Origin of the sequence: Micromonospora polyrhachis (assembly GCF_014203835.1) — a bacterium.
Taxonomy (GTDB): Bacteria; Actinomycetota; Actinomycetes; order Mycobacteriales; family Micromonosporaceae; genus Micromonospora_H; species Micromonospora_H polyrhachis.
The window spans coordinates 5865755-5885147 of sequence record NZ_JACHJW010000001.1 but is presented as its reverse complement, the minus strand read 5'-3'; the positions used below and the strand labels follow the sequence as shown (position 1 = coordinate 5885147).

The following is a 19393-nucleotide window of genomic DNA, read 5'->3' as shown; positions in this document are numbered from 1 at the left end:
CTACTCTCGCCGTTTGCGAGGGTCACGCGCGGAGTGCCCGTACCGCAAACCCGAGCAACGCGTCGAGAAGCCCAATCGTGCGGTACAACGCATAACAGACCCAGACGCCGAACAGGCATGCGGCAATGATGAACAGCGCAGGCCCGACAAGAGCCGAACCCTCGCCTGCCATGCCGCCCGCCATCGCGACCGTGAAGACCACACCCAGTAACACAATCGCACGGCCCACACCTTTTACCGCCAACCACAGGACGTACATATAGACGGAGAAAGGCGGATCACCCGATTCGGTGATGCTGGGGAGCATCGCAGATCTCGGTGCCTGCGCCGCCAGTTCTTCGAGTTGCCGACCTGCGGCTCGGTCGCTCTCCTGTGAGGAGGCACCCAGTACCGCTACCAACGCACGCAGATCTTCCTCGCTCCGTAGCTGTCCGGTGCGCGGATCGCTGAGCAGCAGGTCCGCTACCTGGTGCCCCTTGTGCCCCGGGGAGGCCAGTAACCATGCTCTGCCGAAGCCTTTCAGCAAGCCAGATCGCAGCACGTTGACCGATCCGGAATACAGGTTGGTCCGATGGTGCACGCCGGCTATGCCATTCACCAGGTCTGCACCGTCGATCGCTGCTTCTCCGTCGGCCAACCCTCGGCAATCGCCGGAGGTTACCCAGATTTTCGCGGTCCCGGCGACGATCACCACCGCAGCCGCCACCAAGACGACGATGCCAAGAAACTCGTTGTACCGTGCCGCCAGGCCAACAAGTAGCAACGGAGGGACGAGGACGAACAGATACCACCCGGCGAACCGCAGGGCCTTCTGCCGGTCCAGCCAGCGCATCAGCCGGGCGTGGTCGGGCCCGTCCGGGAATCGGCGTAGCGGAATCGCTCTCGTCGGCCGGGTCAGCTGGCGGCAGAGGTTATGGAAGCGGTCGCCAGCCAGCACCACCAACTCTCGCGCGAACCGGGCCTCGTCGTAGTCCACCTCATTGAGTTGGAACAGTTCTACAGCCGCCCGCCCGTCCACCGGGTTCTCTTCGGTAGGCGACACCCCCAGGTTCACCCCGACTGCTGGTACCAGCAGCAGCCGCGGACCCGCCCTCGCACGTGGACGCTGTGCTGCGGGGGGCATCGGCAAGAACAACCGCAGCTATCTCGTCCCAGCGCAGGTGCCGGTTGAGCCTCGGCGTCCGAATCGACCAGCCCTGCGAGTCGACATCCACTCGGAACGGCAGCGCCGCCTGCCGCACGAGTCGACCGCCCATCGCCAGGCCAAACAGCGCAACCGCACCACAGAAGAGCCAAGCAACCCAGCCGACGCCCTGGGTCGCCGCCTCGTACGGAAGGGAGACCGCTCCGGCAAGCAGCAGCATCCCGAACAACAGAACAAGAACCCGATACATGTACGGGCGGCGCAGCTTCACCGGGCCATCATGTGCCGCCTAGTCAACCGCCCACCTCTGCGTTGTCGTCAGCCAGCGGAGACTAGATCCGCCGATCAGAAGCTGTAGAGGATTTCGCGTACGAATTCCGGTGGTCCTGAGTTGACCACGGTGAACAAGCTGATGAAGAGCATCAGAAGGGTCGGGATCATCAGCGCGTAACCCAGGATCAAGCCGGCAAGGGCCATCCCATAACCGCTAGCCTCGTCGCGGCGGGTATGGGCAAGGCCCACATGTCCGGTGACGATGGCCACGATCGGTGGCAGCCCGCAGAACAGGCAGCCCCCTACCGCACCGAAGATGCCAGCGATCAGGCTCACCATGGCGACAGTGGAGGTAGGCACCACCCGGACAGTCGCCGGTGCCGGGTCGGCGGCCGGCCTCTGCTGGGCATCCGGCCCATGGTCAGTGGTTATCACCGGGTCAGAACTGACATCGGGGCTGGGACTAGTCATGCGTCGATTTTAGATATGCCGATATGCCTTTGCGCTTCCCGTAATCGAGCAACACTCGACACTCGCGACGCGGTTCCCCTGAGGTCCCAGACGCGACACCCGCCGAGACGGTCGGGCCGGGACGAGGCGTCAGAGCAGGCCGTCGAACTGCCGTAGGCCGGCGTTCCGGCCCAGGCTGACACACGCCCCGGAGAAGCCCACCTCGATCGCCGCTGGTTCGGTGCCCGCGATGCGGCTCAGTACGGTGTTGGACGAGATCACATCTCTCGGCACCTGGTTGACCAAGGTCGCCAGCCGTCTCTGTCTCAACGTGCTCTCCTCGGCGCGAGCCCGGCGGGAAACCTACGTCGGCGAGTGGATCCCCGAGCCACTACCCGAACCGACCGAATGGATCATCGGACGGTCGGACGGCAGCAGCGTCGACCCCGCCGACCGGGTGACCCTCGACGAGTCGGTCAACATGGCCTTCCTCGTCGTACTCGAATCGATGACCCCGGCGGAACGCGTCGCGTTCATCCTGCACGACGTCTTCCGCTATCCCTCTGGCGAAGTGGCCGAGATCGTCGGCCGCACTCCGGCGGCCTGCCGCCAGCTGGCCGCATCGGCGCGGCGGCGCATCCGGTCCGCGCAGGTACCTGCGGCTGCGCCATCCCGGCACGCTCGGATCGTCCGGGACGTCAAACGGGCGTGGGAGGCCAAGGACATCGACGCTCTCGTCGCTCTCCTCGATCCGAGCGCCACGGTGATCGCCGACGGCGGCGGCCTCGTCCGGACCGTGCTGCACCCGGTCGAGGGTGCCGAGCGCATCATGCGCTCGCTGCTCCTTCTCGGGGAGCGGTTCCGCGACCAGACCATCCTGGAGCGCACGGTCAACGGCCAGCCGGGTCTGATCGCGCAGCAGAACGGCGTCACCACCTCGGTGTACGCGTTCGAGATCGTCGGCGACCGGATCAGGCGCATCTGGGCCGTACGCAACCCCGACAAGCTCCTGCCGTGGACGGTGCGGCTAGCAGATCCCGCGTAGGGGCTTCATGCCTCCCTCGACGTAGTGGGCGATAGGACGAATCGCCGCCCGTCGAGATGACACCGCTCGGGTGCCGCAGACCCGGCAGGCGAGCTGTGCCCGTCGGCGCTAGTTGTATCCAGCTGCCTGGCAGGCCAGCATCACCTTTCGGTGAGCGGCAATCCGCTCCCGCAGTCCCCGGGTGAGGGCGAGGACATCGTCGACGTCGTCGGTTCCCGCGCTCTTCTTGGCGTTGACCTCTTCCAAGGTGTTCGCGTACTTGTCGAAGGCCGCCGCCTCTTCGAGAATCGCCGATCGAATGTCGGCGTTGTTGGCCTTCTCCGCAGCCTCGCGGTAGTGCGCTGCCCACCTGCGCTGTTTCGCCGGGTCGCCGGCATCACCGGAGTTGTCGGACGGTGCTCCCCGGAGCGCCTCGGCGCAGCCGGCGGTCGGGTCCGTACCGGGCAAATCCAGCCCGACTCCTCCCCCCGGGCGGTCGCGGAACGCGAAGTAGGCGACGCCACCGGCGCAGGAGCAGATCAGGCACAGCGCGATGACGCCGGCGATGACGAAGTAGTACCACTTCACGCCCCCACCACGCGGGCCTTGCGGTGAGATCGGCGGCGGCGGACCTGTCTGCGATGTCGGGGGTGCGGGCGGCGGCGGGAACGAATCAGTCGGCGGTGTCGGACCTGTTTGCGGCGTCGGGGGCGAATCATCCGGCGTTGAGGGTTGCACGATTCCCCTTCAGACAGTCGGCGTGGAAGCTGCCACGAGTGTCGCAAAATACCCGACTCCGAGGAAGATGGTCGATGGGCGGTCGGCGGGACAGCTCACCACCACAGCCGTATCCCCGCACCGCGCTCGACGGAGACGCCTTCTACCGGTCAGGCCGCGTGGTTCCCGACGGCCACGTCGAGGACCCAGGTGATGCCGAACGGGTCGGTGACCATGCCGTACAGCGGTGCCCAGCCGGCCGGGCCGAGGTCGACCAGCACGGTCGAACCCTCGCTGAGCTTCTTCCAGTAGCCGCTGATCTCATCGGCGTCCGTACCCCGGACGGAGACGAAGAACGACTGGTCGCCCTGGCTCCACGGCCGCGACGCCGGCACGTCGTACGCCATGATCGAGAACCCCTCCGGCGAGGTGACCTGACCCCACATGATCTGGTCGGCCTCGTCGGGGTTCTGCACGTTGTGGGCGTCGGCGTAGGTGACCGCGACCAGGTTGCCGCCGAAGACGGACTGGTAGAACTCCAGAGCCTGCCGCGCGTTGCCGCGCAGGTTGATGTGAGCCACGGTGTTGACGCTCATTGCGGTGTCCCCTTGCTGTGCTGCGACCCTTGCGGGTCGTCCTGTTCCGGCGGGTACGGCGCTGCCCCGCCGGCCTGAGGTCGGAGTGGTTGCCCCGACCACGAAGACAATCGCGGGTGAAGAGGTCAGCAACTGGCCACTACTTTCGGCAGGATCGGATTCATGCCAAGAACTTCGGCGCGGCTGCTGTCGTTGCTCTCCCTGTTGCAGGCCCGCCGGGACTGGCCGGGCGGCCTCCTGGCCGAACGGCTGGAGGTCAGCCCCCGCACCGTACGACGCGACATCGACCGCCTACGCGAACTCGGTTACCCGATTCAAACGTTCAAAGGACCCGACGGCGGATACCGGCTCGATGCCGGTACCAAGATGCCACCACTGATGTTCGACGACGACCAGGCGGTCGCCATCGCCGTTGCCCTGCAGCTCACCGCCGTTTCGGGCACCGACATCCAGGAGGCCGCAGCGCGGGCGCTGGCCACCGTCCGGCAGGTCATGCCCAGCCGACTGCGTCACCTCATCGACCTGTTACAGGTCACTGCCGTCGAAGCACCCCGCATGCGGCCTGCTTCCCCGGCCGACACCACCGTGCTGGCAGCGATCGGCACGGCTGTCCACGCCCGCGAGGTGCTGCGCTTCGACTACGCACCAGCCGGCACCGAGCCGGACGCCCAAGCGCCGCCACGCCGGGTGGAGCCGCACCACCTCGTCAACTGGTACGGCCGGTGGTATCTCGTCGCCTGGGACCTCGACCGCGACGACTGGCGCATTTACCGGGTCGACCGCATCAACCCCCGCATTCCCACCGGCCCACGCTTCACCCCACGGCAGCTGCCGACCGCGGACGTGGCCACCTTCGTGGCCGGAAGGTTCCGTGGTAACGGGAACTCCTCGGCCTGGCCGTGCGTCGGCGAAGTCATCCTCGACCTCCCCGCCACGGTCGTTGCCACCTACACCCGGGACGGGATCGTCGAAGAAATCAGCCCCGACCGCTGCAAACTCGTCCAGGGCTCCTGGTCATGGACCGCTCTCGCCGCCTCACTCGGCCGGTTCGACACCGACGTCGAAGTCATTCGTCCCCGGGAGCTGAAGGACGCCTTCGCCCGACTCGCCCGCCGCTACGCTGGCGCGGCCGCATGACACCGACGCGCCACGTGTACGACGCCGAGCGCCGCGCCCGGCTCGCGACCCGGCACGCGCTCGCCCCGCAGTTCCGCGTCGGGTCACCGGAGGCGGTAACCCGGGCGATGACCGTCCTGCACGCCACCGAGCCCGCCACCGTCTACCTCTCGTGCTGGGCAAGAACAGAGTCGATGACGACAGTCGATGTCGACCGGGCCCTGTACGACGACCGTAGCCTGGTCAAACAGCTCGCCATGCGGCGTACCCTGTTCGTCTTCCCCCGTGACCTGCTGCCCGCCGCCTGGTCCGGCCCCGCCACCCGGGTCGCCGCCACCGAACGCGCCCGCATGGCCAAGGAGGTCGTGGCGGCAGGGCTCGTCACCGACGGCAACGACTGGCTCGACCTCGCCCGTACCGAGGTGCTCGCCCTGCTCGCCGACACACCGGAGGGGCGGATCGCCCAGGAGATCCGCCGCACCGTACCGACGATCGACGTCAAGGTGACGGTCAACCCGCACGACCCCTGGACGGCGGCATCACGGGTGCTGACCCACCTCGGCCTCACCGCCGACGTCGTGCGCGGCACCAACACCGCCGGCTGGTCCACCTCCCGGCCCCGGTGGACCCTGATGCGCCACTGGCTCGGTGACCTGCCCGACCCGGTGACCGCCACCGAGGGATACCGCGAGATCGTGCGCCGCTGGCTGTACTTGTTCGGCCCCGGCACCGAGGACGACCTCGTCTGGTGGCTCGGTACCACCAAGACCATCGCCCGCAAAGCCCTCGCCGACCTCGCGGCGGTGCCGGTCACGCTGGACTCCGGCCAGATCGGCTGGCTGCTGCCCGACGACCTCGACCGGGTGCCGGACCCCGGACCGTGGGCGGCACTGCTGCCCGTACTCGACCCGACCGTGATGGGCTGGCAGGAGCGAGGCTTCTTTCTCGGCCCGCACCGCGACCTGCTCTTCGAGCGACGTGGCAACGCCGGCACCACCGCCTGGGTCAACGGCAGGGCCGTCGGCTGCTGGGTACAGGACGATACCGGCACCGTGAACGTACGGCTGGTGGAGCCGATCGCGGCAGCCGAGCAACGCCTGCTCGACACCGAAGCGCAACGCCTGACCACCTGGCTCGCCAGATTCCGTGTCCCCACGATCTACACATCACCAGCGATGAGACCCTGAAGCGGCGAATTCGGCCGATCAGTGCAGGCTGCGGTTGTATGCCGGCTCGTTCACGATGACCTGCCCGGTGCAGAGATCGCGGGCGAAAAGGTGGATCAGCGAAGCGGAGAGAATCCGGCCGGGATACTGCGGGGTGGAGACGAACTCGACGCAGTGCTCGGGGAAGAGCGTCAGGTGTTCCTCCACCCGTGACTCAAGCTGCTCGTACATCTTCACGTTCTCGGCCTGGCCGAAGGTGACCAGGTTCCGCGCGCCGCCGTTGCCGCCGAGTACCTTGGCGAGCAGGTGGGCGCGGGCCTGCTGGCCGCCCTCCGCCGTACCGGATATCCCGGTGACGAAACCAGCCGGGTCGTCCTGTGGTTCCTGCCCGCTCCAGGTACGCCCTTTGAGGATCGCTCGTACGCCGGTGGCCCGCCCGAGATCGTCCAGCGGCCCGTAGAGAGGGTCGGCACCCGGCTTGCAGTCGCGGCAGTCGTCGCCACCGTCCTGATGTTCTCGCTGACCCTGCGGCGCGGATGACGGCGCGCTGCCCGACATCGTGTCCACCTCGGGTTGCGCCAGCCCGCCGCCCGGGGGCAACGTGCCGCCGTACTCCTTCAACGCCTTGTCGACCTCCTCGGCATGGACGATCGCCCACCCCACGGCGTACGGGCCGAGCAGGCCGACCAGGAACGCCACACCGACGACCGGTACGCGTACGGCGAGACTGACGGCGATTCGCGCGGGTGCCGTCCCGGCCACACCGGTGGCGACGGCGCTACCTTCGGCGCCCGCGAGAGCAGTGGTGCCGCCGGCACCACCGGCACCGGCACCCGAACCGGCAGTACCCAGAAGGTTCCGGATGGCCGCCTCCGACGCCGGGGTCAGCGGGACGTCCGCCTGGCTCACCAGCAGCAGGCCCTCGGCGATCTGCCGAGCACCAATCGACGCCCCCTCGCCGCGCGCTGCGGGCGTCGTCACCTCGACGGTCGACTCCCCGCCCGCACGAAACTCGCGGACGGCACCGAGATCACGTCCGCCGACCACGAGGTGTCCAAGCCCGTCGGGTACCTCCACACCTCGCTGGCTGGCCATGCTGTTCGCCAGTCGCGTGATCCGCTCGCTCAGCTCGGGGGCGGCCCCGCAGAGCGCCCGCAACGAGTCCGGTGGCAGCTTTCGCAGCCGCGCGGCGATGTCCACGTCCGACATGGCGTGCAACTGCTGCACCGCCGTCGGCCAGTCTCCGCTGCGGAGAGCCTCTTCGTACGCGTGGTAGATCCGGCCGATCCTGGCCACCTCGGCCCGGCCAGCGTCCAGGGCCGCGATGATCGCCTCTTCCTGGGGCCAGCCGGCGAGATAGGTGGACACGGCCGCTCGGGTGTTCGCCGCCTCCCCCACCGACAGACCGGCCGCCAGCCGCTTGATGTCAGCGGTGTTGAAGCCATTCAGCCGAGTGGCCACCTCCTGCCACTGCCCCGCCTGCACGGCGGTGCGCAGCGCCGTCAGCAGGTCGTCACGGCTGGACCGCTGGACAACGATCGGCCCGGAGGTCAACAGGCCCGCCACCGCACGGTTTCCCGCCATGCGCTGCATCGCGAGCAGCGGGTGGGACCGGGCGGGGGCGGCGATGCTCCCGACAGCACGGGGGCGAGCGGCGACAGCGGGCGAACGAAAGCCGTGCATAGATACACGGTCCCACGACGGGATGTCATAGACACTGGACGAAGGTGCATATCCGGGGGGAGCCATCCGGCATCGGCTCGTGATCCAGGGACGCCGCTCGCCACCTGAACATCGACCACCTGGGGTGGACCATGAGCCCCGACCCATTCGATCATGACTGGAGAGCGTCAACCAGTGGAGATTTCCGAATGAAGCTGGCGAAACGACCCCACCTGCTCGCGCCCATTGGTCGAGCAGACCTGCTACCCGACTGCTAGACGCGCGGCATCGTGAAGCAGGGCGTCGAGTTCAGCATCAGACAGGTTGGCTTCCGATAGGGCTTTGTACGCGGCGAGAGTCTGAATTGCGCCAAGCGCCTCTGGGGTTACGGCAAGCTCTAGCCCATCGTCGAGGGTGGCAGCAATGACCCGTTCTGCCACCTTTGGGTCCATCTCGAATTCCGGGTTTTGAGACCGCAGCTCCGCAACGAAAGCCAGGATCGACCTGTCATCACACTTTCCTTGGAAGCGCAAGTCCATCGCATAGAAAAATACGGCACTCATGAACGAGGCAACCGCTTCACCCCACTTGCCATCACCAAAGCGCACTTCGATCTGATCGTTTGCTTCATGGTCATCCCGCACAAGAGTGCGCACGTACTCCACGACATCAGGGCTGATCGCCACTAAACCACCTCTCCAGGCTCCTGCTAGGCCGCTCTCGCATTCTCGATAACCGAGTCCTGATCCGTGGGGCACTCTTGCCCCAGCAGCTACATGAACTCAACGGCTGGCCCTTCGGCCTCCTTGATAAACGATTCGAGCTCAGCTTCGGCAAGGCGATCATCCTGGAGCAAGATTCCAAAGATGAAAATCTGAGCAGACAACGCAATGTCCGGACTAACAGTGTCCATCAGATCCACCTCGCCCAACGCAGCTCGGATCAGCCCTTCCATTTCGAGCACCGGCAATCCCCCCCATCCTGGTACTGCGAGCGCGTCTCGGCAACAAAGCGGCTGATCTGATGCAGGTCCGCTCGACCATGAAAACGTCGATAAACAGACAGAGCAAACGCCGTGCCTATCTCCTACGTCGCCCCATCCCATTCGAGCGCGCGCAGCTCGTCTAGCAGGCGGTCGATCGTCCCCAGTCACGCCGAGCCATCGCCCGGATCAGTTCACTCAGTTCCGCTCACGCGCTCGCAACCTCGCCACTCCTACATAAACCGAACCGCCGAGGCAAGCCCAGGCATGGCCTATTGCCTGGCAAGGACCTCCGCCTCTACCAGGAAGGCGTCGAGTTGCTCTTCCGATGGGCTCGCATCCGACACGAGCTTGAACAGAAGCTGGCCTTCGATTTCCGCCATAGCACCGACGTCGAGGCTGTCGATGATTTCTTCGACGTCAGGAAAATCCATATCGAGGGTGGCGCAGATGAGCGCTTCGGCTTCCCGGGTGGGAAGGTCTCGTCCCTCAGAGAGGAAGGCTCGCGCATCCGCAACGAAGCGGATGACATCGTCCATGCTCCGACTATGCCCGAAGCGCTGATGTACGGCGAGGTGGAAGGCAGTGCCGATGATTGCCACTGGCGTCCCCTTGCCCTGCTGCTCGAACTCAGCCGAGAGCTTTTCGAACAAGTCCCAGTCCTGCTGAAGCATCGCTTTCAAGAAGAGGGTGTTCTTTTCCATCTCTACGCTCCTCGCTTGCCCTTCATCCGGTTGCTCTGGACTTTCCGACGCAACCTTGCAGCCAACTCGGCACCTTTCACACCCATCACAGCCACCACCAAGGTCGTCAGCAGCACGTCGCCTGCATGTGCGCCTTGAGGAGCTGACGATGGTTTAATAGTCGGCCCCACCGTCTTCGGCGCTGCTGTTCCGCTGGGCCGTACGGCATCTTGGATCGCATTCGCGATCTTCTTGGCATGCTGCAAACCGTCATCCGAGTTCGCAACATCTTTAGTCTTGTTCAGGAGTCGACTTGACAGGGATCCGCGCCGCCCCGGCAACCTAACCAGTTGTTCGCCGCCGAGCATCCCCTCCGACGTCGCCGATGCGATAGCCACACTACCGGGCGCTATGTGGTTCACGTACTCAGCAAACGCCGTGGCCGCCTCCGAAAGAAGGCGACCAGCCTTGCCAGCCTTTTCGGCGGCAGTCTGAGTCGCCCGCTTCGCGCGAGTCACATCATCATGAGCGCTGCCGCGCATCGCCTTGTCGTAGTGACCGTACGCTTGCTCTGTAACCGCCTGCGCATACTTCACCACACCGGCGGTCTGGTCCAACGCATCGATCACTCGTTGGAACTGGCGGACGACGTCCCCGACGCTATCCCCCATCACAGACTTCTGAGGTATTTATCGGCGGCAGAGGTGCCGTCGGCCAGCCGCCGCTGGGTCAGGGTGATCTCCCGGTCCACTGCCTTGAGAAGCTGTAGTCCCTTGGTCAGGGTGTCATGCTGGCTATCCTGAGCAGTCACTTCCGCAAGCTCGTGGGTCTGACACACCTTCCCCCGGACTTCATCCATCAGCTGGCTGCTCCGCTCGGACGCCTCAATACCTGCCTGGATGGCTGCCTTGACCTCGCCGATATTCATCGGCTGGCCTCAGCCGAGGAGGCTGCGGTATTCGCGGGCGGCGGCGGAGCTGCCCTGGATCAGGACGGCGGCCTGGGCGAGCTGCTGCTTGGCCTGTTCGGCACGGGCGATCGCCTCGGCGGTCTTCGGGTGCCCCGTACCGGCCGAGACGGCTCGCAGCCGGTTGAGCACCTGCTCGACGTTGGCGGCAGCGGCCTGGATCTGGTTGACCGTGACATTGCCCTGCTCGGCGGCCTGGGCAAGGATTGCTTTGACTTCCTCGATGCTGGCCATGTGATCCTCCTGGTAGCGGCTGTCGATGGCCGAGCACAGAGGGGCGGGTCACCGACACGACGTAGGGGTCGTCACCTATCCGTGACCCCACGCACACTATCGGGCGCGATCACCCTCGTGCAGCCCCGCGTCTGACGCGGGGAGCAGGCGAGCACGCCCGCAGGTTGGCCGTCAGTCCGTATTCCTTCTCGACGCTCGCCCAGTCGCGGCCGATGTGCATACTGGACGGTCAGGTCCCGGTAACGATTCAGGTCAACTCTCCGACGTTAGGAACCACTCGATGCCTCTCGCGGTACTGCACATCGAGAACGGCAGCGAGAATGATCTCGCCAGCCTCGTCGACCTCCTCAGCGACTACGACGAACTTCGAGGCCGCATCCGACCAGTACGCGCATTACCTGGGCCGGATGAGATGGGTACCGCCATCGAGGCGATCTCCATCGCCCTCGTGCCGGGTGGCGTAGCGACCATCCTCGCCACCGGGCTGGCTCTCTGGCTGCGCCGTCGCTCGCCTGGCCGACCAGGCAAGGTCGGACTGCGATTGGAACTTCCGGATGGCACCAAACTGCACCTCGATGCCAAGGGCGTCGAGGACGTGGAGGCGGTGGTCGCCGCAGCCGTCAAGCCGTGGACTGACACCCACTGAGATGTCCGGTCGCCTCTTCGACCCGGCCGCCTCCCGCGCGGTGCTCATCGGCACCAGCCGTTACTCCAGCCTGCCGCCCCTGCGTTCGGTACGGCGAAGTCTGCGCGAGATGGCCGCCGTGCTGACCGACGAAGGAATCTGCCGGTTGCCTTCCAGGCACTGTTCAGTGGTCCAGGACCCCACCGACGGCAATGCGGTAGGCCGCGCGGTAGGCAAAGCCGCTGCCGAGGCGACCGACATGCTGCTGGTCTACTACGCCGGCCATGGGCTGGGCGGGTTGCGTCGCAGCCAACTCTTTCTCGCCCTCAAGGAGACCGATCCCGAGCGGCCCGCCTTCCACTCGCTGGCCTACGACGTACTGCGCGAGGAGGTGCTGGACAGTCCCGCGAAGAACCGGGTGGTGATCCTCGACTGTTGTTTCTCGGGCCGTGCGGCGGCTCCCATCATGGCCGCCGAAACCGCGGCGCTCCTGGAACAGCTCGACATCGCCGGGGCTTACGTCCTCACCGCAAGCCCGGCGAACCAGCCGGCGATTACCGGTACGAAGATCACCGAGTTCACCAGCGAGCTGGTCCAGATGCTGCGGCACGGGGTGCCGGGTGCCCCACCGCTCCTGACCCTGGACGTCATATACGCACATCTCCGTGCCTGTATGAAGGCCCGTAACCTTCCACAACCACGCCGGCTGCACACCGACGCTGCTGGTCGGCTGGCGCTTGCGCCCAACCCGTTGCACCGGACCCTGATGGACGACGTCCATCAGTCCCGTGAAGGCACCGAGGCACCGTTACAGGGAACGGAACCGGACAATTCTGCGCCCGCTGTGCTCCTGGCCAATCTGGCCCGTAGATCGCAGTATCTGGTGCACCGACTGCTCGTAAAACTAGACCGGCTGGAACGCGACACAGAGGACCCGGACCGTCTGGTCGAACTGTTCGAGCTCGACCATCTCGCCTCCCGCATGCGCCGCAACAACGACAACCTCCTGATACTGGCCGACGCGGACTCCGACGTCGTGGTGCGCCAGCACGCAGCCCTTCATCATGTGCTACGTGCCGCCCAGAGCGAAATCGAGCAGTATACGCGGATCAATCTTGACAAGATCGACCCTGACATCGAGATCGCCGCGCACGCCGTCAACGGACTCGTATGCTTGATCGCCGAGCTGTTCGAGAATGCGACCGCGTTTTCGCCACCGAACTACCCGGTTACCGTGCGGGCCCGCCGACTTCGTAGCGGAGTAGCGATCGAGATCATCGATCGCGGCATCGGTATAGGGCCGACACAGCTAGCTGAAATCAACAATCGACTTGCCGCGCCGCCTGACTTCCGGGTGGCAGAACATCGAATGATTGGGCTTCTGGTCGTGGCTCGGCTAGCGGCTCGCCACAGGGTCAAGGTGGAACTCCGCACAGCCGCCGAGGGCGGCACCATCGCCGACGTGTTGTTGCCGGCCACCGCAATCATCGACCAACGTCGGCCGCCTGACCGCACGTCGCAGACCCCCGGGGTAGCAACCGCCCCGGTGCACGCCGCGAGAGGTCGGGCGCAAGTCCCTGGACAGGCTTCGAGCGACGCCACGGAGACCCTGAAGGAGGCCAGGTAGACCCAACCCACACAGGTTGGCCGTCAGTGTCGGGGCCGCGCTGCCTGGAGCGGCCACTCAACGTCTACCGGGGAGCAGTACGGCGGACTTCCGCCGACTGCTCCCCCGGTTTGCGCTGGCTATCGGCTGGTCCCGCTGTCGCGAAGCCCGGTGACGAACGCCGCCCACGGGCGGGCGGCGAAGGTCAGGGCGGGACCGTGCGGGTCCTTGCTGTCCCGGACGGCGATCACGTCGGGCAGGTTGTCCGCCACCTCGACACAGTTGCCTCCATTGCCACTGCGGGTGCTCTTGCGCCAGACAGCGCTGGTCAGGTCAGCCATTGTCGAATCCCTCCAGTGCCTCGGTGATCCGCTTTCGCGACACGTCCTCGTCGAGGGCGCGGCTACCCAGATCGTCCCAGGCAAGCTCGTACGCGTACACCCACCGACGGCTTGTTGAGATGCGGCAGGCAGGCCGAGTGCACGCCCCGGGACATGCTCCCTGCTGGATGCGGTCACCACTATCGCGTTAGCTGATCAGAATCCACCCTGTAGCAAGCACGCTTGACAGTGCTACCGCAGCGAGTATGACGACCGCACATCCTCCGTCGTTGTTGCCGAAATGCTCTCAGGCGCATGAAGGGCTTAAGACCACAGCAAAAGGTCAAATCTCGATCATGGGTTCGTCTTCGTCGTCGGGTAGCAACCATCTGTCGCGGGGCTCTACAAACGTGCCCTTCCCTTGATGACGACGCACGAGGCGACGCGCTTCGAGGCGTACCAGCACCATCTTGATGGTGGTCGCGCCGACCTTGTAGCGCTCCGTCATCTCAGCGATTGACGGGAGCTTGTCTCCAGGTTTCAGCGTCCCCGCGACGATGGCCGCCGCGTAGGCATCTGAAATCCGAACATAGTCCGGCTGTGTAGGCATATGGACTCCCCTTGCATGGCACCTCCGATTTGATCACGAAGAGCAAGTTCTCGACAAGAATTCGTTGACTTAGGCGCGTAGGCCGCCTAAGTTGGTTCGCGAGCACTCCTTGCATGGCACTTGGGGTGTTCACCTCCGGTCGGGGCGGGCGACCCATACGAGCTGCCCGTCCCGGCCCCGTTCGTTGCTGTGCGCTGCCAATCCCGATCCCTCCGGGTCCCTCTGCTGGCAGCGTGGGCGGCTCGGCCCCTGCGGCAGGGTGCCGAGCCGCCCCTTCAACCCCCATGAGCTGCGGAAAGGACGGTCTGATCCGGTGAGTGAGATACGAAAGGTCGAGTCGACGCGGTACGTGGCACATCTGCCGTTCACGGCACGCGACCTGAGTTCGGCACTGATCTTCACCAGGACCCTGGTACGGTCCCTGGCGTTCCTGGACGAGCTGGACGGCGGCGAGGCCACCCTCACCTACGAGGGCGAGCAGAACCAGCACCATCGGATCTTCTGCGACCTGCTGGTCGCCAACGGGCGACGCTGCGAGCGCCGGGCCGGTCACGACGGGTCGTGCCAGCCCCGAGGTGGGCTGCGCGCGTGACCCTGGAGATGTTCTCGCCACCGGTCGTGTCCTGCGACCACTGTGAGGGCCAGGGCCGCAAGCTGGTGCTGTGCCAGTGCGTACGCTGGGGCAACCGGTTCCTCGTCGACGCGACCAGCGACCGGCACAGCGCGGACGGCCGCGCCTATCAGGACTGTGAGCTGTGCAAGGGCAGCGGCTACGTGGGCCACGACTGCGACCAGTGCCGCCGGACCGGGCGACGCCGGGCCCAGCTCGTACTCACCGTGGCCAACCTGGACACCGGCGCGGTGCGCTCGCTCAACGTCGTACCCGGTGGGGTGGAACCCCGGCGCAACGCCGGCGGGCGGTGGGAGCTGGCCCTCTCTCCCGTCGTCGCCGCCCTGGCCGCCGAGGTGGGGGCGGGCGAGTGGTGGGACGCCTTCCCGCCGGGTGGTTCCGCTGACCCGCTCCCGATCCTGCTGCCCACCGATTGGCAGCCGACCCTACCGGCCGCCGACCGGTGGCAGTTGGAGGCGGCGGCTATCACCCGCCACTGCTGGCATCCGTGGCGACTCTGGTTCGCCCGCACAGAGCCCTCCCCGGAGCGAAACCTGGACGCCGAGTTGGGCTGGCTCTGCCACCTCGCGGACCTCTGGTGTCTGGACCTGGTGGTCGAGGTCCGCCGCCGTGGCCAGGGGTTACGTGTCCGCAAGCCAAATGGCCGCGGATTGAACTGGGACATCCGGTATGAGCTCCCGGGCGGCGGGGTGCCCAGCAGGCAGCGGAGCTGGGCCGAGGACCTGCCGGCGGCGGTCGCGGCCACCACCGCGCAGGACGCGATGTTCAACCTGGTCGAGCGGTCGTTGACCGCTCCCCCACACTTCCTGCGGCCACACCGGCCACACCGGTCGGGACCGCCGGTGATCGACGTGGATCAGGTCGAGCGACGGGTGTACGCCGACCTGGAGGGTGTCGGCGGGGCGGCGCATGGGGCACAGGCGATCTGGCGCGACGGCCGCTGGCAACACACCCGGCTCCAGGTCGAGGATCAGGTCGAGGTGCTGACCGAGCAGAGCACCGGCCAGGTCGTGCGGGAGACGAAGATCGTCCTGTCCCGCACCTGGGAGCCGCCGGCCCCGGCCTGGCACGGTGATCCGATCCCCTACGACCCGTGTCCGGCCTGCGACCCGCAGCATCGGCTACGCATCTGCCTCTGCACGCTCGGCAACCGCCCACCCGATCCGGCCTGCCCAGGGTGTGACGGGGCCGGGGTCGCTGCCGAGACGGGCGCGTGCCACGCCTGCCGGGACAGCGGCCGGGTCTACCGGGGAATGGTGGTCACCCTGACCGACCTCGCCGACACCACGCTGCACCTCAACTGGCTGCCCCCGGAAAGGTCTGTCGACGCGCCGCAGGCCGACGTCGACCTAAACAACGCGCCGCAGGCCGACGTCGACCTGAACGACGCACCGCAGGTCGACGTCGACCTGAACGACGCACCGCAGGCCGACGTCGACCTGAACGACGCACCGCAGGCCGACGTCGACCTGAACGACGCACCGCAGGCCGACGTCGACCTGAACGACGCACCGCAGGCCGACGTCGACCTGAACGACGCACCGCAGGTCGCCACCCAGCCGGGCGGTAAACCGGTCCGGCAGTTGCCGGCGCAATATCAGCTCGGGCACTGGGCGCGGGTCCTGGACGCCCGACCGGCCGATCTCACCTATCTTGACGGCGACCATCGCGTCGAGCAGGACCTCCTCGACGGTACGGTCACCGTCGACCATCTCGGCGTCGACCCGTACGCCCGGTACATCGCCGACGCCAGCGGTCAGCATCCGGCCGGTCGACTGCTGATCGACATCTCGCCACCGGCGGCCGTACGGATCACCAAGCTGATCCGGCTCGCCCTCGGCCTGCACCAGACCCTCGTGGTCACCCTGACCGACCATCGGCTCAACGAGCACGACCCGCGCCTGATCCACGGGGAGAGCTGGAACATCGCGATGATCCCGCCGGGGCAGCCACTCGACCCCGCACTGCAGCCCTATCAGTCCAGCCCGGAGGCCGCCTCCGCGTACTTCCTCGAATACCTGGAGAACGCGTTGGCCGACGCCGTACCGGCCGACCCGAGGCAGGGCATCCGCGTGCCGCAGACCCCGGAACCCGCCCCGCTGGTCGAGGACCTGGTGCCGCTGATCCGGCGGCTCGCACACCACCACGCCGGGCAGCCGGTGAGCATCCGATACCACCACACCGGCTGCCACCTCTACGTCCACGAGCACCGGGACAGCCTGCGGCACCTGGTCAGCGCCCGTACCGTCCCGATCGCCCTCGCCGCGATCGGTCTCGCACCGGGCTAGGCCGTGTCCTGCGGATCACGAACTATCTGACGGGCGAGCACGCCACCTCGTCAGGCCGACCAGCTCCGAGCCTGCTGGCCCGGCCGTATCAGCCCGGCCCGGTCGCGTATTAGCCCGGCCCGGTCGCGTATCAGTCCGGCCCGGTCGCGTATCAGTCCGGTTCGGTCCGAGGCGTCCTCGTGATCTGCGGGTTGGGTCCGCGAAACGGTCAGGTCGAGCTGGTTGGCGGTCATGATGGCCAGGGTTTGTGAACATCTGTTGCTGCCCTGCGGGCTGTTGCGAAATGAAGTTGGGGGCGGTTGATCTCCTTTTTGTGCATATTTAGATAGAATGGTGGTATGGCAAAGGGGTACCGACCCGTTGATCGTGATCAACAGTTTCTGATGCCGCCGGATATGCGGCAGTGGCTGCGGGCTGATCATCCGGTGTGGGTGCTGATCGAGGCGGTGCGGCTGTTGGACACCACGCAGATACATGCCCGGTGTCGCACGGGTGGGGTGGGTCGGGCGGGCTTCGACCCGGACATGATGCTGACATTGTTGTTCTATGCCTACGCGCGGGGGATCCGCTCGTCACGGCGGATTGAGCGGCTGTGCTGGGAGGACGTGGGGTTCCGGGTGATCTGCGCGCAGGACGTGCCGGATCACACGACGATCTGGCGGTTCGCTGACATGGCCCCGCAGTTGGTGGAGAACTTGTTCGCCGAGGTGCTGCTGCTGTGCGCGAAGGCGGGGATGGGGCGGCTGGAGACGATCACGCTGGATGGGATGAAGATCGGCGCGAACGCGTCGATGAAGGCCAACCGCAGCGAGGAACGGATTCGCGCCGAGTTGGCCGAGGTGGCCGCCGAGGCGGTGGCCGAGCACCGGGCCACGGACACGGCCGAGGATGCGCTGTTCGGCGGCGCCTGCGGCGGTGACCAGCTGCCCGAGGAGTTGGCCGATGAGCGCTGTCGTGGGCCGCGGCTGCGGCGGGCATTGGCCGAGCTGGAGGCCGAGCGGACCGCCGGACAGGCCGAGGCTGGGGCTAAGGCGGATCAGTATCTGCAGCGTCAACGTCGCGGTGAGCGTATCCGCGGTAACGTGCCGGTCAACGCGGAGGTTGCCTCGGCCAGGCTACGGCTGGAACAGGCCATCGCCGCTCGGCAAGCCACGATCGCCGAGTGGGAGCAGCGCAACGCCGACAAGATCGCCGCGACGGGTAGCGGGCTGGTCGGTGCGCGGCCCCGCCCGGTCGATGAACACTTCGCGGTCGTGCGGGCGCGTACGTGGTTGGACAAGGCGCTGGCGCGGGCGGCCGAGCGGGAACGCCAGGTGGCCGATCAACGGCCGCGGGTGCGTAACGTCACCGACCCGGACAGTCGGCTCATGCCGACCAAGTCCGGGTTCATCCAGGGCTACAACCCGCAAAACGTGGTCTCGGCCGACCATCTGATCATCGCCACCGAACTGACCCAGGACACCGGTGATGTTGAACAGGCAAAGCCGATGATGGCCGCCGCCGAAGACGCCGCCAACCTCATCACCGGTGCCCATCGCGACCAGGCCGAAGCAGCGCAACTGACCTGCACCTGCCCACCAAAAGACAGCCAGGACTCACCGCCAACACCAACCGCCTCGCCGGCCACCGGTGCGACCCGCCGATCCTGTCCGCGCCACCCGAACGGGATCGGCACAATGGTCATGGACGCCGGCTACCTGTCCGAGGAGAATCTCACCGCCGCCGGACCCGACCGGCTCATCGCCACCGGCAAAAGCCACGACGTGGAGAAATCGGCCCGTACCCAACCCGCCGACCCGCCACCGGATCCCGACCAGCCCCACCACACCGATCCGGTCCAGCAGATGGCCCAGCGGTTACGCACCCCCGAAGGCATCGCCACCTACCGCCAACGCGGACACATCGCCGAGACCCCCCACGGCCACATCAAACACAACACAGGCATCCGCACCCTCACCCGCCGCGGTCTGGACCGTGCTACCGCCGAATGGAAGTTCATCTGCGCCACCTACAACATCAACCGGCTGGTACACACCCTCCGCACCACCGGCCATCTCCTACCCGGCAAGGCATAGCGCAGCCAGTCCACGAACCACCCCAACCCGCCGGCCACACCCCACAGGCCCCAACAACATCAAACCCCGAATACCACCAGCACCCGCTAACACCCCCCAACTTCATTTCGCAACAGCCCGCCTGACAGCAACAGATGTTCACAAAGCAGTGGAGCAGTCACCCCCTGGCGGGCATGATCATCAGGATCTGCTGGATTAACCCCCGCCGGATCGTTCTGGCCTGG

General features: G+C 66.5%; 22 protein-coding genes and 2 pseudogenes. 9 read left to right on the top strand and 15 right to left on the bottom strand.

The genetic code is table 11. The features are described 5' to 3' along the window. Positions 1-22: 22 nt before the first annotated feature. The 3 genes from FHR38_RS26095 to FHR38_RS32945 all read right to left on the bottom strand — a co-directional run bounded on the left by FHR38_RS26095 (position 23) and on the right by FHR38_RS32945 (position 2149). Positions 23-1054, bottom strand: a complete 1032-nt coding sequence (locus tag FHR38_RS26095) for a hypothetical protein (protein ID WP_184537156.1) — start codon at positions 1052-1054, stop codon at positions 23-25. A gap of 435 nt (positions 1055-1489) precedes the next feature. Further along, the gene (locus FHR38_RS26090; RefSeq protein ID WP_184537154.1) at positions 1490-1756 is read right to left on the bottom strand and encodes a DUF4190 domain-containing protein; all 267 of its coding nucleotides are present in this window, start codon (positions 1754-1756) and stop codon (positions 1490-1492) included. Positions 1757-2017: 261 nt separating this feature from the next. Next, on the bottom strand, positions 2018-2149 hold the full coding sequence (locus FHR38_RS32945; protein WP_281384926.1) for a hypothetical protein: 132 nt from the start codon (positions 2147-2149) through the stop codon (positions 2018-2020). Between FHR38_RS32945 and FHR38_RS26085 the strand changes: the two genes are divergently transcribed. Continuing rightward, on the top strand, positions 2133-2912 hold the full coding sequence (locus tag FHR38_RS26085; protein WP_312882413.1) for a sigma factor-like helix-turn-helix DNA-binding protein: 780 nt from the start codon (positions 2133-2135) through the stop codon (positions 2910-2912). The genes FHR38_RS32945 and FHR38_RS26085 overlap by 17 nt on opposite strands. 108 nt (positions 2913-3020) lie before the next feature. Here the strand turns inward: FHR38_RS26085 and FHR38_RS26080 are convergent, their stop codons facing one another. Both FHR38_RS26080 and FHR38_RS26075 read right to left on the bottom strand, forming a co-directional pair. After that, positions 3021-3479, bottom strand: coding sequence for a hypothetical protein (locus FHR38_RS26080; RefSeq protein WP_184537150.1), 459 nt, complete (start codon positions 3477-3479; stop codon positions 3021-3023). 299 nt (positions 3480-3778) lie between these two features. After that, a complete protein-coding gene (locus FHR38_RS26075) occupies positions 3779-4204 on the bottom strand; it encodes a VOC family protein (protein WP_184537148.1) in 426 nt (141 codons plus the stop codon). A gap of 162 nt (positions 4205-4366) precedes the next feature. On the opposite strand from FHR38_RS26075, the gene FHR38_RS26070 reads away from it, so the two are divergent. Together FHR38_RS26070 and FHR38_RS26065 are read left to right on the top strand one after the other, a co-directional pair. Continuing rightward, positions 4367-5341 carry a helix-turn-helix transcriptional regulator gene (locus FHR38_RS26070; protein WP_184537146.1) on the top strand — a complete coding sequence of 325 codons (975 nt, stop codon included), beginning with the start codon at positions 4367-4369 and terminating at the stop codon, positions 5339-5341. Further along, positions 5338-6507: a winged helix DNA-binding domain-containing protein gene (locus FHR38_RS26065; protein WP_184537145.1), complete on the top strand. Its 1170-nt coding sequence runs from the start codon at positions 5338-5340 to the stop codon at positions 6505-6507. The genes FHR38_RS26070 and FHR38_RS26065 overlap by 4 nt, the downstream gene beginning before the upstream one ends. Positions 6508-6525: 18 nt before the next feature. Here the strand turns inward: FHR38_RS26065 and FHR38_RS26060 are convergent, their stop codons facing one another. The 7 genes from FHR38_RS26060 to FHR38_RS26030 all read right to left on the bottom strand — a co-directional run bounded on the left by FHR38_RS26060 (position 6526) and on the right by FHR38_RS26030 (position 11014). Beyond that, complete coding sequence (locus FHR38_RS26060; RefSeq protein ID WP_184537143.1) at positions 6526-8169, bottom strand: DNA/RNA non-specific endonuclease; 1644 nt, start codon at positions 8167-8169, stop codon at positions 6526-6528. Between the two features lie 242 nt (positions 8170-8411). Beyond that, a complete protein-coding gene (locus tag FHR38_RS26055; RefSeq protein ID WP_184537141.1) occupies positions 8412-8834 on the bottom strand; it encodes a hypothetical protein in 423 nt (140 codons plus the stop codon). Positions 8835-8920: 86 nt separating this feature from the next. Beyond that, positions 8921-9112 carry a hypothetical protein gene (locus FHR38_RS26050; protein WP_184537138.1) on the bottom strand — a complete coding sequence of 64 codons (192 nt, stop codon included), beginning with the start codon at positions 9110-9112 and terminating at the stop codon, positions 8921-8923. A 290-nt stretch (positions 9113-9402) separates the two neighbouring features. Next, entirely contained in the window at positions 9403-9834 is a 432-nt protein-coding gene (locus FHR38_RS26045) for a hypothetical protein (protein WP_184537136.1), read from the bottom strand. Positions 9835-9836: 2 nt separating this feature from the next. After that, a complete protein-coding gene (locus FHR38_RS26040; protein WP_184537135.1) occupies positions 9837-10484 on the bottom strand; it encodes a hypothetical protein in 648 nt (215 codons plus the stop codon). Continuing rightward, a complete protein-coding gene (locus tag FHR38_RS26035; protein WP_184537134.1) occupies positions 10484-10741 on the bottom strand; it encodes a hypothetical protein in 258 nt (85 codons plus the stop codon). The genes FHR38_RS26040 and FHR38_RS26035 overlap by 1 nt, the downstream gene beginning before the upstream one ends. Positions 10742-10750: 9 nt before the next feature. Continuing rightward, positions 10751-11014 (bottom strand): hypothetical protein, encoded by a 264-nt coding sequence (locus FHR38_RS26030; RefSeq protein ID WP_184537133.1) that lies wholly within the window; start codon positions 11012-11014, stop codon positions 10751-10753. Positions 11015-11294: 280 nt separating this feature from the next. Here FHR38_RS26030 and FHR38_RS26025 point away from each other — a divergent pair, with 280 nt between their 5' ends. The 3 genes and pseudogenes from FHR38_RS26025 to FHR38_RS33740 all read left to right on the top strand — a co-directional run. Next, a complete protein-coding gene (locus FHR38_RS26025) occupies positions 11295-11660 on the top strand; it encodes an effector-associated constant component EACC1 (protein WP_184537132.1) in 366 nt (121 codons plus the stop codon). Continuing rightward, a pseudogene (locus FHR38_RS33745) lies at positions 11569-12309 on the top strand (caspase family protein); the annotation flags it as partial. The gene FHR38_RS26025 and the pseudogene FHR38_RS33745, both read left to right, overlap by 92 nt. A gap of 171 nt (positions 12310-12480) precedes the next feature. Beyond that, a pseudogene (locus FHR38_RS33740) lies at positions 12481-13194 on the top strand (sensor histidine kinase); the annotation flags it as partial. A gap of 191 nt (positions 13195-13385) precedes the next feature. Here the strand turns inward: FHR38_RS33740 and FHR38_RS26015 are convergent. Both FHR38_RS26015 and FHR38_RS26010 read right to left on the bottom strand, forming a co-directional pair. Then, positions 13386-13586, bottom strand: coding sequence for a DUF397 domain-containing protein (locus FHR38_RS26015; protein WP_184537130.1), 201 nt, complete (start codon positions 13584-13586; stop codon positions 13386-13388). Positions 13587-13908: 322 nt separating this feature from the next. Then, positions 13909-14175, bottom strand: coding sequence for a winged helix-turn-helix domain-containing protein (locus FHR38_RS26010; RefSeq protein WP_184537128.1), 267 nt, complete (start codon positions 14173-14175; stop codon positions 13909-13911). A 313-nt stretch (positions 14176-14488) separates the two neighbouring features. Between FHR38_RS26010 and FHR38_RS26005 the strand changes: the two genes are divergently transcribed. Beyond that, positions 14489-14767 (top strand): hypothetical protein, encoded by a 279-nt coding sequence (locus FHR38_RS26005; protein WP_312882411.1) that lies wholly within the window; start codon positions 14489-14491, stop codon positions 14765-14767. After that, a complete protein-coding gene (locus FHR38_RS26000; RefSeq protein WP_184537126.1) occupies positions 14764-17094 on the top strand; it encodes a hypothetical protein in 2331 nt (776 codons plus the stop codon). The genes FHR38_RS26005 and FHR38_RS26000 overlap by 4 nt, the downstream gene beginning before the upstream one ends. Positions 17095-17144: 50 nt before the next feature. Here FHR38_RS26000 and FHR38_RS25995 read toward each other — a convergent pair whose 3' ends face one another. Further along, the gene (locus FHR38_RS25995; protein ID WP_184537124.1) at positions 17145-17327 is read right to left on the bottom strand and encodes a hypothetical protein; all 183 of its coding nucleotides are present in this window, start codon (positions 17325-17327) and stop codon (positions 17145-17147) included. 105 nt (positions 17328-17432) lie between these two features. On the opposite strand from FHR38_RS25995, the gene FHR38_RS25990 reads away from it, so the two are divergent. Continuing rightward, positions 17433-19169 (top strand): transposase, encoded by a 1737-nt coding sequence (locus tag FHR38_RS25990; protein WP_184534137.1) that lies wholly within the window; start codon positions 17433-17435, stop codon positions 19167-19169. The last annotated feature ends 224 nt before the right edge of the window (positions 19170-19393 follow it).